The sequence below is a fragment of the Bacillus sp. EB106-02-03-XG38 genome, assembly GCF_058792175.1.
In genome coordinates this window covers 328,318-341,874 of the sequence record NZ_JBYTED010000002.1, presented here as the reverse complement: position 1 = coordinate 341,874, position 13,557 = coordinate 328,318, and the positions used below count along the sequence as shown (strand labels likewise).

Annotated in this window: 14 protein-coding genes and 1 other annotated feature; of the genes, 11 read left to right on the top strand and 3 right to left on the bottom strand. The window is 37.7% G+C overall.

Annotation, left to right across the window (positions count from 1 at the left end; translation table 11 throughout):
• Positions 1-416: 416 nt before the first annotated feature.
• Positions 417-1,760, top strand: a complete 1,344-nt coding sequence (locus AC3WTI_RS11035; RefSeq protein ID WP_087958025.1) for a TrkH family potassium uptake protein — start codon at positions 417-419, stop codon at positions 1,758-1,760.
• Between the two features lie 33 nt (positions 1,761-1,793).
• Here AC3WTI_RS11035 and AC3WTI_RS11030 read toward each other — a convergent pair whose 3' ends face one another.
• The gene (locus tag AC3WTI_RS11030) at positions 1,794-2,186 is read right to left on the bottom strand and encodes an imidazole glycerol phosphate synthase (protein WP_142286651.1); all 393 of its coding nucleotides are present in this window, start codon (positions 2,184-2,186) and stop codon (positions 1,794-1,796) included.
• A 112-nt stretch (positions 2,187-2,298) separates the two neighbouring features.
• Between AC3WTI_RS11030 and ytfJ the strand changes: the two genes are divergently transcribed.
• A complete protein-coding gene (gene ytfJ / locus AC3WTI_RS11025; protein WP_078419312.1) occupies positions 2,299-2,766 on the top strand; it encodes a GerW family sporulation protein in 468 nt (155 codons plus the stop codon).
• 108 nt (positions 2,767-2,874) lie between these two features.
• Positions 2,875-2,964, top strand: coding sequence for a hypothetical protein (locus tag AC3WTI_RS11020; RefSeq protein ID WP_000608225.1), 90 nt, complete (start codon positions 2,875-2,877; stop codon positions 2,962-2,964).
• Between the two features lie 365 nt (positions 2,965-3,329).
• Here the strand turns inward: AC3WTI_RS11020 and AC3WTI_RS11015 are convergent, their stop codons facing one another.
• Together AC3WTI_RS11015 and AC3WTI_RS11010 are read right to left on the bottom strand one after the other, a co-directional pair.
• On the bottom strand, positions 3,330-3,569 hold the full coding sequence (locus tag AC3WTI_RS11015; protein ID WP_142286627.1) for a YkuS family protein: 240 nt from the start codon (positions 3,567-3,569) through the stop codon (positions 3,330-3,332).
• Positions 3,570-3,696: 127 nt separating this feature from the next.
• Entirely contained in the window at positions 3,697-3,936 is a 240-nt protein-coding gene (locus tag AC3WTI_RS11010; protein WP_087958030.1) for a DUF3911 family protein, read from the bottom strand.
• Between the two features lie 415 nt (positions 3,937-4,351).
• Here AC3WTI_RS11010 and ilvE point away from each other — a divergent pair, with 415 nt between their 5' ends.
• The 8 genes from ilvE to leuD all read left to right on the top strand — a co-directional run bounded on the left by ilvE (position 4,352) and on the right by leuD (position 13,426).
• A complete protein-coding gene (gene ilvE, locus AC3WTI_RS11005) occupies positions 4,352-5,248 on the top strand; it encodes a branched-chain-amino-acid transaminase (protein ID WP_087958032.1) in 897 nt (298 codons plus the stop codon).
• A gap of 16 nt (positions 5,249-5,264) precedes the next feature.
• Positions 5,265-5,492, top strand: a binding site (T-box leader).
• A 73-nt stretch (positions 5,493-5,565) separates the two neighbouring features.
• On the top strand, positions 5,566-7,266 hold the full coding sequence (gene ilvB / locus AC3WTI_RS11000; protein ID WP_098903690.1) for an acetolactate synthase large subunit: 1,701 nt from the start codon (positions 5,566-5,568) through the stop codon (positions 7,264-7,266).
• Positions 7,263-7,772 carry an acetolactate synthase small subunit gene (ilvN, locus tag AC3WTI_RS10995; protein ID WP_000822949.1) on the top strand — a complete coding sequence of 170 codons (510 nt, stop codon included), beginning with the start codon at positions 7,263-7,265 and terminating at the stop codon, positions 7,770-7,772. Before ilvB ends, ilvN begins: the two co-directional genes overlap by 4 nt.
• A gap of 26 nt (positions 7,773-7,798) precedes the next feature.
• Positions 7,799-8,809, top strand: a complete 1,011-nt coding sequence (ilvC, locus tag AC3WTI_RS10990) for a ketol-acid reductoisomerase (RefSeq protein WP_087958036.1) — start codon at positions 7,799-7,801, stop codon at positions 8,807-8,809.
• 1 nt (position 8,810) lies between these two features.
• The gene (leuA, locus tag AC3WTI_RS10985) at positions 8,811-10,331 is read left to right on the top strand and encodes a 2-isopropylmalate synthase (RefSeq protein ID WP_087958038.1); all 1,521 of its coding nucleotides are present in this window, start codon (positions 8,811-8,813) and stop codon (positions 10,329-10,331) included.
• A 77-nt stretch (positions 10,332-10,408) separates the two neighbouring features.
• Positions 10,409-11,473, top strand: a complete 1,065-nt coding sequence (leuB, locus tag AC3WTI_RS10980) for a 3-isopropylmalate dehydrogenase (RefSeq protein ID WP_087958040.1) — start codon at positions 10,409-10,411, stop codon at positions 11,471-11,473.
• A complete protein-coding gene (gene leuC / locus AC3WTI_RS10975) occupies positions 11,473-12,867 on the top strand; it encodes a 3-isopropylmalate dehydratase large subunit (protein ID WP_087958041.1) in 1,395 nt (464 codons plus the stop codon). Before leuB ends, leuC begins: the two co-directional genes overlap by 1 nt.
• Positions 12,845-13,426, top strand: a complete 582-nt coding sequence (gene leuD, locus AC3WTI_RS10970; RefSeq protein ID WP_087958044.1) for a 3-isopropylmalate dehydratase small subunit — start codon at positions 12,845-12,847, stop codon at positions 13,424-13,426. Before leuC ends, leuD begins: the two co-directional genes overlap by 23 nt.
• The last annotated feature ends 131 nt before the right edge of the window (positions 13,427-13,557 follow it).

Below are 13,557 nucleotides of genomic sequence, written 5' to 3'. Positions count from 1 at the left end.
ACAAAAAAATAAGACCATCGCAAATGATGGCCTAAGGAAGGGGACAATTTATGTCAATTTAATTAGGGATGGAAGCTATTCAAAGACACTGGGGAATGTCTTATAAATTAGGGAGGAACAGCTCCGATACATATACTATAAAAGGTGGATGTGACCCTCATGTGAACATAGAGTGAAAGATATGAGAATTTGAGAAATGATACATATAAAATGACTATTACAAGAGTTGTAGAGTAAGAAGAAGTGTAATAGAAAGTGCCTTGTCATAAATGAAATGAAGTTCGAGTATAAATAAAAGTTGAAAACTAGGAAAAAAAGGATTATGCTCAACTATATTATAAGAATATAAGGTTTATCCCGCTGTTTAAGGTTTCTTATAAGCTTTTATTTATAAGGGGAAAAGGGAGTTAGTGAAAATGGAAGTAACAAAAAGACAAGGTCTGTATAATCGTTTTATACGATTAAATCCACCACAAATATTAGCATTAGGTTTTTTCTGCTTAATTGTGGTTGGCGGTTTGTTATTAAAGTTACCATTTGCAACGAAAGTACATATTAGTTGGGTAGATGCTTTCTTTACGGCAACGTCAGCAGCAACTGTAACGGGATTGGGAGTAGTAGATACTGCGAGTACGTTTACGATGTTTGGCGAAATCGTAATTATGTTTTTAATTCAAACAGGCGGTCTAGGTCTTATGACAATTGCCATTTTAATTGTTTGGGTATTAGGTAAAAAAATCGGATTACGCCATCGCTTATTAATTGGAGAGGCATTTAATCAGACAAATATAGGTGGTCTCGTAAAATTAGTAAAACGTGTCTTTATATTTTCAATTTGTATTGAGCTTATTGGGGTCATCTTTTTATCGTTTCGCTTTATTCCAGAGTTTGGCTTTGGAAAAGGTGTATACTATAGTGTTTTTCACGTTATTGCATCTTATAATAATGCTGGATTTGCTCTATGGCCAGATAATTTAACAAGGTATGTAGGAGATCCTATTATTAACATTGGGATTTGTTCTTTAATTGTAATAGGTGGTCTCGGTTTTACTGTATTAATTGATATATGGTATAGCCGTAGTTTTCGAAAATTATCACTTCATTCCAAAATCATGATTGTTGGAACAGTAGCGCTAAATGTGATAGCGATGATCGTGATTTTTGTATTGGAATATAATAATGTGAAGACGTTAGGGAATTTACCTTTAAATGAAAAGTTATGGGCTTCTTTCTTCCAAGGTATTACTCCTCGTACTGCTGGATTTAATACAATTGACTATGGGGGAATGGAAGAATCATCTATATTATTTACAATGGTTTTAATGTTTATTGGTGCAGGAAGTGTATCAACAGGTGGAGGGATTAAATTAACAACGTTTGTTATTTTAGTTACATCTGTCCTTTCTTTCTTTAGAAAGAAAGAGGAAATCGTATTATTTCAGCGCACAATAAAAATGTCGACAGTAACGAGGGCGTTAGCGATTGCTGTTGCCAGTCAAATACTCATTTTTGCAGCGGTATTTGTATTAATGCTTACAGAAGACTTTAGTTTTATTCAGTTATTATTTGAAACAATTTCAGCATTTGGTACAGTAGGATTAACGATGGGGATTACTGCAAAGTTATCAGCGTTTGGAAAATGTATTATTATGTTTGTTATGTTTTGCGGATTAATTGGTCCGTTAACACTTGTCTTTTCTTTAGCGCGACCAGCAAAGCAAAAAATTAAATATCCATCGGAAGATGTATTTACAGGATAAGGTATCCCGCATAAGCGAGATACCTTTTTCTTTTTAAAAAAGGGAGAACAATAATCCGATAAGCGCTACTCGGAATAAAATTGCAATGAGTGCTGCAATTCCGCCAACAATCGCAGCGATACCACCAGTTACAGTAGCTCCGCGATTATAAGCGTAAATACCTAGTAATACAGAAACAAGACCAAATAATGTTGGGAAGGTAAAGAGCGATAAGATAGATAAGGCAAGAGCGATAAAACCAGCAGTTGATCCAGCGGCGGACGATCTTACATCATCTTTATGATCTTCCTTGTCGTAATCATAATCAATGCGCTGTGGTGCAACCTCAGCTGCATATTCTTCTTTATAGTCACTATAATCACTATCTATTCTATCTCTTTTTTTGTACTCATCAAATTTCTCAGTCAAAGTCATGACTCCTTTCATAACAAGGTTCAATAGTAGTATGTATCTCTTTTTCCTTTTTATCCGAGTATGTACAGGGAGTAATATCCATTTAAAAGGTGGAAATTGTTTTTTTGAAATAGGAAAAGTTAGTATGACTTCCTCTATTTTGGAAAGTATAAAAAAGAATAATGAGGAAAGGGTGCAATACATAATGGAACATCCAATTGAAAATTTAATGAAAACAGCAATGACAAATTTAAAAGAGATGGTAGATGTAAATACAATTGTGGGCAGCCCAGTTTCAACAGCTGACGGAAATGTAGTATTAACAGTATCACAAGTGGCTTTCGGTTTTGGAGCTGGCGGAAGTGACTTTAAAGGTGATTTTATTTCTGAAAAACATAATAATGGACAAGGGCAGCATAAAGAGCACAAGCAAAGTCATCCATTTGGAGGTGGGAGCGGGGCTGGGGTTTCGATTAGCCCAGTTGCTTTTTTAGTAGTTGGTTCTAACGGAGTGCAAGTACTGCACCTCAATAGTAGCACGCATTTAATTGAGAAGGCTTTAAATACTGTACCAAGCACTGTAGATAAATTTGTAAATAATCGTCAAAAGTGAACTTGCATTTTTTAGGGATTATGATATATTAGAAAAAGTGCGCTTTAGGATGATCGGAATAATTGAACTTTAAATATATATGATGTGTGGAATAAGGGAGAGGAATTTATGATTAATATCAAAAACTTAGTAGTTGGCTTATGTATGTTAGTAAGCGGCTTTGTTGTATATGTAATAAAAGAAAAGGCTCCATTCTAAAACAGACAAACCGTTACTGTCTGTTTTTAATTTGTAAAAAATGTTGACAAGTTATTGTATTGGTGTTAAAATTTTAATTCGTGTCTCGGTTACAGCTAGTGTAAAGTAGATAACTCTTATGAATACAATACGAAAAGTTTGCGAAAGATCGGGTAATTTTACCAACAACTTTTGTGAACAAACCCTATAAATTGTGCTTGTAAGCTTTATATGTATACTAGTGAATCAAGGAGCGGTCAGTGGAACCGTAATGATGAGAGAGAGGTAGGGCTTTCATCCAGTATATATGTTACTTTCCCGTTAGGTGAATATAAAAAAGAGGACTCCTTTTCAAAAGGAGTCCTCTTTCTTTTTATATATGAAATTTAAGTGCGACTTTCAACTTGCTGACAAATTTCATCTGTTGTTAAACCATGAGCTGTAATTACCGATCCTTTAATTGATGCATCTGCAATCCCCATCATATTGGAATCTTGCCCAGTTACAACACAACAATCGCATCCTTGTGCATCTTGTTCGGAGTGAAGGGTAACAACTTCATGTCCTTGTTGCTGAAGGGCTTGCTGAACATCTGTTAATGAGTTTTCAACGCCAATTCTAGCCATAATTCTCACCTCCTACCATCTAGTTGCTAGTATGCTCAAGTACATCGCATATATTTATGCAAAGATAGTAGGAAACATATATTTGTCTGTTATTTACAGATAGTTTGATTATAAAGTATCACTTTATTTAGTCGTTATATACACCAGTAAGCATTTGACTTACGAATTGATCGTTTAAAGTATCTTGAGTAGAAGAAGTATTTGAATGGATATCGATTGAAGCAATAAAGTTATTATGTTCTTTAATATTTGGTTCTACCTCTACATAGTTATCGAATTTACAAAAACCTTTCGTATCCATTAGATCAAATAGTTGAAGCATTTCTACTACCTCTTGTCTCGTTCCTTTAATTTGTACACACGCCATATTGATTTCCTCCTTCATTTTGACAAATTGTTTTTTAAAAATAGGATTATGATTCCGAAATGAAAAATATGAATGTTATTTTTAGACAGCGTTATTTTTATTATTTTCCCCCTTTTTCAGCAAAAGTCGTTGTATATTCCCGAATTTATAAAAACGGACGTCCGTTTATTGAATACAATAGATTCGTATCAATTGATGAAAATCCTTCTTTTAAACAAATATTTTTTTAGTGAAAATTGGCGAAAAAAAATTTTTGACTTGTTGTAAACGTTAACAACGTTATTAAATCAATATAATCAAAGATGTACGTACGATTAAAAATTATAAATTTTCTAAAAATTAACTTGATTTATTTAGAAAGGAGAGTAAACTAGGAAACAATAAAAAATTCATAGAACATAGGAGGCGCTTTCCAGTGAACGAGCAATGGATTTTCTTAAATGGAGAATTTGTTCCAAAAGACGAGGCAAAAGTTTCAGTATATGATCATGGTTATTTATATGGAGATGGAGTATTTGAAGGGATTCGAGTTTATAGCGGTAATGTTTTCCGTTTGAGAGAGCATCTTGTCCGGTTATATGAATCAGCAAAATCCATCATGTTAGAAATTCCATATTCTTTAGATGAAGTAACGAATATTGTTGTTGAGACGATTCGACAAAATAAATTATCTAATGGATACATTCGCCTAGTTGTATCGAGAGGAGCAGGAAATCTTGGATTAGATCCTGATTCTTGTAAGAAACCGAATGTAGTAGTAATTGCAGAGCAACTATCTTTATTCCCGCAAGAATATTATGAAAAAGGGATTCCAGTTGTAACAGTTGCAACGCGCCGAAACCGTCCAGATGTATTGTCGCCTCAAGTAAAATCTTTAAATTACTTAAACAATATTTTAGTTCGCATCGAAGCGAAATTGGCTGGAGTACAAGAAGCGCTTATGTTAAATGATCAAGGATATGTAGCTGAAGGCTCAGGGGATAACGTATTTATTGTAAAAGGAAATAAATTAATTACACCACCAAGTTCTGCTGGAGCATTAGAAGGTATTACACGAAACGCTATTTTAGAAATTGGTGAAAAACTTGGATATGACGTTAGAGAAGAGTTATTTACAAGACATGATGTATATGTAGCTGATGAAGTATTTTTAACAGGAACAGCAGCTGAAGTAATTGCTGTTACAACAGTAGATGGTAGAACGATTGGTTTAGGGCAAACGGGTCCACATACGAATCGTTTATTAGAAGAATTCCGAAAGTTAGTTATAACTGATGGAGAGAAGATTTACGAAGAAAATAAAGTTGGATAACAACTTTTTATAACATAAGAAAGCGTTGAGAGGGAGGAGTAGTTGATTGTGAAGCCTCACAGAGAGTCGGTGGTTGCTGAAAACCGATGGTTCACGTCGACGAACATCGCCCTTGAGTGCTAAGCTGAAGCATTTGTCTAGGCTTAGACGGTAGCTCCGTTATTAGCTAGACTCATTTATGGGTCACTGAGGCAAGAGTATTCTTGCAAAGAAGGGTGGTACCGCGAAATCTTTCGTCCCTTCAGCACATAGCTGGAGTGTGGACGTAGGATTTTTTTTATTGATAAATGTTTTCAAAAAGGGGGCTTATAAGAACAATGTCTTCAAAAACGGAAGAGAAACTGGAGACTGGTGCACAGCTATTGTTAGAAGCGCTAGAAAAGGAACGAGTAGAAGTAATTTTCGGTTATCCTGGTGGTGCTGTTTTACCTCTTTATGACGCACTCTATGACTGTGAAATTCCGCATATTTTAACAAGGCATGAGCAAGGAGCGATTCACGCTGCTGAAGGATATGCCAGAATTACTGGAAATCCAGGGGTTGTCATTGCAACGAGTGGACCAGGTGCTACAAATGTAATTACGGGTCTTGCAGATGCCATGATTGATTCGTTACCGCTTGTTGTATTTACAGGGCAAGTAGCAACAACGTTAATTGGAAGTGATGCTTTCCAAGAAGCTGATATTATGGGGCTTACGATGCCAGTGACAAAACATAACTATCAAGTGCGAAAGGCTTCAGATTTACCTCGAATTATTAAAGAAGCATTTCATATTGCTAGAACAGGAAGACCAGGCCCAGTCGTGATCGATCTTCCGAAAGATATGGTAGTAGAGAAAGGAGAACGATGTAATGATGTACAAATGGATTTACCAGGATACAACCCAAATTATGAACCGAATTTACTCCAAATAAACAAATTATTACAAGCAATTCGTGCTGCAAATAAGCCGTTAATTTTAGCTGGAGCAGGTGTATTGCATGCGAAAGCATCAAAAGAATTAACAAGTTTTGCGCGTAAATATGAAATTCCTGTTGTGCATACATTACTTGGTCTTGGTGGCTTTCCGCCAGATGATGAACTTTTTCTAGGGATGGGAGGAATGCACGGTTCTTATACAGCCAATATGGCGTTATATGAATGCGACTTACTCATTAATGTAGGCGCGAGATTTGATGATCGGCTTACTGGAAATTTAGCTTATTTTGCTAAAGGAGCGACTGTCGCACATATCGATATCGACCCAGCAGAAATCGGAAAAAATGTCCCGACTGAAATTCCTATTGTGGCAAGTGCTAAACGGGCATTGGAAGTATTACTTCAACCAGAAGGAAGGAAAGAAAATCATGATGAATGGATCTCTTTATTAAAGAGTAGAAAAGAACAATATCCATTCTCGTATAAACGAAACGCTGAAAGTATTAAGCCTCAATACGCAATTGATATGTTATATGAAATTACGAAAGGAGAAGCGATTGTAACAACAGATGTTGGGCAACATCAAATGTGGGCAGCACAATATTATCCGCTGAAAAACCCAGACAAATGGGTAACTTCAGGAGGATTAGGGACGATGGGATTTGGATTTCCAGCAGCAATTGGTGCGCAAATTGCAAAGCCTGAAGAACTAGTTATTGCAATTGTCGGTGACGCTGGATTTCAAATGACGCTGCAAGAATTAAGTGTATTAAAAGAACACTCTTTACCTGTTAAAGTATTCATTTTAAATAATGAAGCTTTAGGAATGGTAAGACAATGGCAAGATGAATTTTATAACAAAAGATATTCGCACTCTTTACTATCGTGTCAACCAGATTTCGTTGCTCTTGCGAATGCATATGGCATAAAAGGAGTTCGTATAGATGATCCACTTCTTGCAAAGAAGCAAATACAGCAGGCGATTGAATTACAAGAGCCGGTCGTAATTGATTGTCGTGTCCTTCAATCAGAAAAGGTAATGCCGATGGTTGCGCCAGGGAAAGGTGTTCACCAAATGGAGGGAGTGGAAAAAAGGTGAAGAGAATTGTTACAGCGACAGTTCGAAATCAAAGCGGTGTGTTAAACCGAATTACAGGTGTTATGACGCGAAGACATTTTAATATTGAAAGCATTTCAGTAGGCCATACGGAATCATCGGACATATCGCGGATGACGATTGTTGTACACGTTGAAAATGAACAGCAAGTGGAGCAGTTAATTAAACAACTTCATAAGCAAATTGATGTTCTGAAAGTATCAGATATTACAGAAGAAGCGATGATTGCAAGAGAACTCGCACTTATTAAAGTAGCAACATCAGTAGCAAGAGCAGAATTATATAGTTTAATTGAGCCGTTTCGAGCCACTGTAATAGATGTTGGAAAGGATTCCATAGTTGTGCAAGTAACAGGTACGCAGGAGAAAGTAGAGGCATTAATTGAATTACTTCGTCCATACGGTTTGAAAGAAATCGCTAGAACAGGTGTAACAGCATTTACACGCAGTATGAAGAAGCAAGATAAGCAAGTGATGTTAATTCAATAATCATTTAAATATAGGGGGAAATGAAAATGGCAAAGGTTTATTATGAGAAAGATGTAACGGTAAATGTATTAAAAGAAAAGAAAGTAGCAATCATCGGATACGGCTCACAAGGTCATGCGCATGCGCAAAATTTGCGTGATAACGGATTTGATGTAGTAGTAGGTTTAAGAAAAGGGAAGTCTTGGGATAAAGCGAAAGAAGATGGATTTTCTGTATATACAGTAGCAGAAGCAGCAAAGCAGGCTGATGTAGTAATGATTTTACTACCGGATGAACTGCAGCCAGAAGTATATGAAGCGGAAATTGAGCCAAATTTAAAGGCCGGAAATTCTCTCGTTTTTGCACACGGATTTAACGTTCACTTTGATCAAGTGAAACCGCCAGCGAATGTAGATGTATTTCTAGTAGCACCAAAAGGTCCAGGTCATCTTGTGCGCCGTACATTTGCGGAAGGCGGAGCTGTTCCTGCATTATTTGCAGTATATCAAGATGCAACAGGAGTTGCGACTGAGAAGGCACTTTCTTATGCTGATGGAATTGGAGCGACGAGAGCTGGTGTACTAGAAACGACATTTAAAGAAGAAACGGAAACAGATTTATTTGGAGAGCAAGCTGTACTTTGCGGAGGAGTAACTGCGCTAGTAAAAGCTGGATTTGAAACGTTAGTTGATGCCGGATATCAGCCGGAACTTGCATATTTTGAATGTTTACATGAACTAAAACTAATCGTTGACCTTATGTATGAAGGTGGACTTGAAAATATGAGATACTCAGTTTCAGATACAGCGCAGTGGGGTGACTTCGTATCAGGACCACGAGTTGTAACGGAAGATACGAAGAAAGCGATGGGGGCAGTGCTAGCAGAAATTCAAGATGGTACATTTGCAAGAGGCTGGATTGCAGAGCATAAGGCAGGAAAACCAAATTTCCATGCGACAAATGAGAAAGAAAATGAGCATGAAATCGAAGTAGTAGGGCGTAAATTACGTGAAATGATGCCTTTCGTACAGCCACGAGTAAAGGCAGGGGTCAAATAATATGAAGCAGATTTTGTTCATGGATACGACGCTACGTGATGGCGAACAATCACCAGGAGTGAATTTAAATGAACAAGAGAAATTGCAAATCGCAAGGCAATTAGAGAGACTAGGGATTAATGTCATGGAAGCTGGCTTTGCAGCAGCTTCCGAAGGTGATTTTCAATCGGTAAAACGCATCGCAAATACGATTCAAAATGCTACAGTTATGAGTTTAGCTAGAGCGAAAGAAAGTGATATTCGAAGAGCATATGAAGCGGTGAAAGGAGCTGTATCTCCCCGTCTACACGTATTTTTAGCTACGAGTGATATTCATATGAAATATAAACTTTGTATGTCTAAAGAAGATGTATTAGATAGTATTCACCGCTCGGTTACACTCGGGAAATCATTATTTCCGACAGTACAATTTTCTGCAGAAGATGCGACAAGAACAACAAGAGATTTTTTAGCTGAAGCAGTAGAAGTTGCGATTCGTGCAGGAGCGAATGTAATTAATATTCCAGATACAGTTGGATATACGAATCCAGAAGAATATTATTCTCTTTTTAAATACTTACAAGAATCCGTTCCTTCATATGAAAAAGCAATTTTCTCTTGTCATTGTCACGATGATCTTGGGATGGCTGTAGCCAATTCATTAGCTGCGGTTGAAGGGGGAGCGTTGCAAGTAGAAGGAACAATTAATGGAATTGGAGAAAGAGCAGGGAATGCAGCGCTAGAAGAAGTAGCAGTTGCTCTTCATATTAGAAAAGATGTCTATAAAGCAGAGTCTTCTATGACGCTAAAAGAAATTAAAGCGACGAGTACATTAGTAAGTAGATTAACAGGTATGGTTGTACCGAAAAATAAAGCGATCGTTGGAGCAAATGCGTTCGCTCATGAGTCAGGAATTCATCAAGACGGTGTTCTAAAGGAAGTGACAACGTATGAAATTATTGAACCGGAGCTAGTAGGCGAATCTCAAAACTTATTTGTACTTGGGAAACATTCTGGCCGTCACGCGTTTACAGAAAAAATGAAAGAGCTTGGCTATGAATTTACAGCGGAAGAACGAGATGCGGTGTTTGAAGCGTTTAAAAAATTAGCTGATCGTAAGAAGGAAATTACGGAGGAAGATTTACGTGCGCTTATGCTTGGGGAAGCAGCATTTGCGGCTCAGCAATATAACATTACGCAACTGCAAGTACATTTCGTATCAAATAGTACACAATGCGCGACAGTTGTACTAAAAGATGAGGAAGGAAATGTATACGAAGATGCAGCTACTGGTTCTGGTAGCATTGAAGCGATTTACAATGCAATCCAAAGAATTTTAGGATTAGAATGTGAATTGGCAGACTATCGCATACAATCTATTACACAAGGTCAAGATGCACTGGCTCATGTACATGTTGAATTAAAAGAAGGGACACATCAAGTATCAGGTTTTGGTGTTGCGCAAGACGTGTTGGAAGCGTCGGCGAGAGCATATGTCCATGCAGCGGGGAAATTGAAATCTTTTATCCAGCTTGTGAAATAAGTTTTAGATAGGTGAGAGAAGCATTTCTCATCTATCTAATTAAAGATCTGAAAATTCAGTTAAAAGGAGTGTTGAAATTGGAAAAACGTATCGTGTGTTTAGCTGGTGATGGTGTTGGCCCGGAAGTTATGGAAAGTGCGAAGGAAGTATTGCATATGGTAGAGAGGCTATATGGGCATCATTTTCATTTGCAAGATGAGTACTTTGGCGGGAGTGCTATCGATTTAAATGGGCAACCATTACCACAACGGACGCTTGCCGCCTGTTTAGCAAGTGATGCGGTATTACTAGGAGCAGTTGGTGGACCAAGGTGGGATGGTGCGAAAGAAAGACCAGAGAAAGGATTATTAGCTTTAAGAAAAGGGCTTGGTGTATTTGCGAACGTTCGCCCTGTAACAGTAGAAAGCACAACGGCGCATTTATCGCCATTAAAGAAGGCTGATGACATTGATTTCGTTGTCGTTCGTGAGTTAACAGGTGGGATTTATTTTTCTTATCCGAAAGAACGAACGGACGAAGTAGCAACAGATACACTTACGTATCATCGCCATGAAATTGAACGTATCGTTTCGTATGCTTTTCAACTAGCAAGTAAGCGGAAGAACAAAGTAACATCGATTGATAAGGCGAATGTTTTAGAGTCTAGTAAATTATGGAGAAATGTGACAGAAGAAGTAGCACTTCGTTATCCAGACGTTGAACTAGAACATATTTTAGTAGATGCCGCTGCGATGGAGTTAATTCGGAATCCAGGACGGTTTGATGTAATTGTAACGGAAAATTTATTTGGAGATATTTTGAGCGACGAAGCCTCAGTATTAGCTGGATCATTAGGAATGCTTCCATCAGCAAGTCACGCGGAAAAGGGACCTTCATTATACGAGCCTATTCACGGGTCAGCGCCAGATATTGCCGGAAAAAATAAGGCGAATCCAATTGCCATGATGCGCTCTGTTGCGATGATGCTTGGGCAATCGTTCGGATTAACGAGAGAAGGGTGTGCAATTGAAGAAGCCATTTCAGCGGTCCTTAAATCTGGAAAATGTACAGCCGATATCGGCGGGACTGAAACGACAACTTCATTTACGAAGGCAGTTATGCAAGAAATGGAAGAGCAAGCGTTAGTAGGGAGAGGGAGATAATGGGGAAAAGGTTGCTAGATAAACTTTGGGAAAGACACGTAGTTACGACAAACGAAAATGGATTGGATTTATTATATATCGATCTGCACCTTGTTCACGAAGTAACGTCACCGCAAGCCTTTGAAGGCTTGCGGCTTACAAATCGCACAGTCCGTAGACCAGATTTAACATTCGCAACGATGGATCATAATATCCCAACGAAAGATGTTTGGAATATTACCGATCGCATTGCGAAGCAGCAACTAGATACACTTCGGGAAAATTGTAAACAATTTCAGGTGCCATTAGCGGATATCGGAGATGAAGAGCAAGGGATCGTTCATGTTATCGGACCAGAACTTGGGCTTACGCAGCCAGGCAAAACAATTGTTTGTGGTGATAGTCATACGGCAACGCACGGTGCGTTTGGTGCGCTAGCATTCGGCATTGGTACGAGTGAAGTGGAACATGTATTGGCAACGCAAACGCTGTGGCAAAGAAAACCGAAAGCGATGGGCATTGAGTTAAAAGGGAAATTACAGAAAGGTGTTTACGCAAAAGATATTATTTTGCATCTCCTTTCAAAGTATGGTGTAGCAGTTGGAACTGGATACGTAATGGAATTTTACGGAGAGACGATTCAAGCTATGGAGATGGAAGAGAGAATGACGCTTTGTAATATGGCAATTGAAGGAGGAGCAAAAGCAGGTATTATCGCGCCAGATGAAAAAACATTTGCTTACGTAAAAAGGCGTAAATATGCACCGAAAGACTATGAAACTTTCGAGAAAAAATGGTCTGAACTTTATACAGATGCAGATGCAATGTATGATTTACATATTTCAATTGACGTTACGAATTTAGCACCGTACGTTACGTGGGGAACAAATCCGAGTATGGGTGTTCGTATTGATGAAAAATTGCCAGAAAAGCATGATGTAAATGACGAAAGAGCATTTTCTTATATGGGATTAAGTCCTGGACAAAGCACGTATGACATTCCAGTTCAGCATGTTTTTATTGGATCTTGTACAAATTCCAGGCTCTCTGATTTAGAAATTGCTGCATCTGTTGTGAAAGGGAAAAAGGTAAAAGAAGGTGTGCGAGCCCTTGTTGTGCCTGGATCGAAAAGAGTAAGGGAAGCAGCGATGCAAAAAGGACTGCACCGCATATTTGAAGAAGCAGGATTTGAATGGAGAGAACCTGGATGTTCCATGTGTCTTGGAATGAATCCAGATCAAGTACCTGAAGGAGAACATTGTGCTTCCACTTCAAATCGAAATTTTGAAGGAAGACAAGGAAAAGGGGCACGAACACATTTAGTTAGCCCAGCAATGGCGGCAGCAGCTGCGTTATATGGGCATTTTGTTGATACTAGAAAGGAGAGTTATGATGGAGCCATTTCGTATTCATAAAGGTACTGCCGCAGTACTTATGAATGATAACATTGATACAGATCAAATTATTCCGAAGCAATATTTAAAGAGAATTGAAAGGACGGGATTTGGAAAATATTTATTTGATGAGTGGCGATATGATAATGAACGACAAGAAAACCCTAATTTCCCGCTTAATGCACACGAAAGAAAAGGGGCAAGTATATTAATTACAGGTGATAATTTTGGTTGCGGTTCTTCAAGAGAACATGCACCTTGGGCACTTGCTGATTATGGTTTCCGCGTAATTATTGCCGGAGGGTTTGCAGATATTTTTTATATGAATTGTATGAAGAATGGTATGTTACCAATTGTAATGGATAAAGAAATGCGAGAGAAACTTGCGAAAACGGATGCAAAAGAAGAAATAGAAGTAGATTTAGAGAATGAAGTCATTACAACGAGTACGCACAGGTTTCATTTTACAATCGAAAAAATGTGGAAAGAAAAATTATTAAATGGTTTAGATGAAATTAGTATTACAATGCAGTATGAACAAGAAATAAAAGAGTATGAAAGAAGGGTAGCAGTATATTAAGAGATAACGGAATATTTAAAATGTATTTACATTCAGAATTAAGTATTATATACTATGTAAAAATTAGAGGAGAAAGGGAGTAAGTATTATGAAAACAATGCAATCTATTAAAATGCTTACACAACTACATC

Coding starts and splice junctions, on each gene's coding strand:
- AC3WTI_RS11030 (WP_142286651.1), bottom strand. CDS start 2,186: ATGAAAGGAGTCATGACTTTGACTGAGAAATTTGATGAGTACAAAAAA.
- leuA (WP_087958038.1), top strand. CDS start 8,811: ATGAAGCAGATTTTGTTCATGGATACGACGCTACGTGATGGCGAACAA.
- AC3WTI_RS11010 (WP_087958030.1), bottom strand. CDS start 3,936: ATGGCGTGTGTACAAATTAAAGGAACGAGACAAGAGGTAGTAGAAATG.
- ilvB (WP_098903690.1), top strand. CDS start 5,566: ATGTCTTCAAAAACGGAAGAGAAACTGGAGACTGGTGCACAGCTATTG.
- AC3WTI_RS11015 (WP_142286627.1), bottom strand. CDS start 3,569: ATGGCTAGAATTGGCGTTGAAAACTCATTAACAGATGTTCAGCAAGCC.
- leuD (WP_087958044.1), top strand. CDS start 12,845: ATGGAGCCATTTCGTATTCATAAAGGTACTGCCGCAGTACTTATGAAT.
- ytfJ (WP_078419312.1), top strand. CDS start 2,299: ATGACTTCCTCTATTTTGGAAAGTATAAAAAAGAATAATGAGGAAAGG.
- AC3WTI_RS11020 (WP_000608225.1), top strand. CDS start 2,875: ATGATTAATATCAAAAACTTAGTAGTTGGCTTATGTATGTTAGTAAGC.
- leuC (WP_087958041.1), top strand. CDS start 11,473: ATGGGGAAAAGGTTGCTAGATAAACTTTGGGAAAGACACGTAGTTACG.
- ilvC (WP_087958036.1), top strand. CDS start 7,799: ATGGCAAAGGTTTATTATGAGAAAGATGTAACGGTAAATGTATTAAAA.
- AC3WTI_RS11035 (WP_087958025.1), top strand. CDS start 417: ATGGAAGTAACAAAAAGACAAGGTCTGTATAATCGTTTTATACGATTA.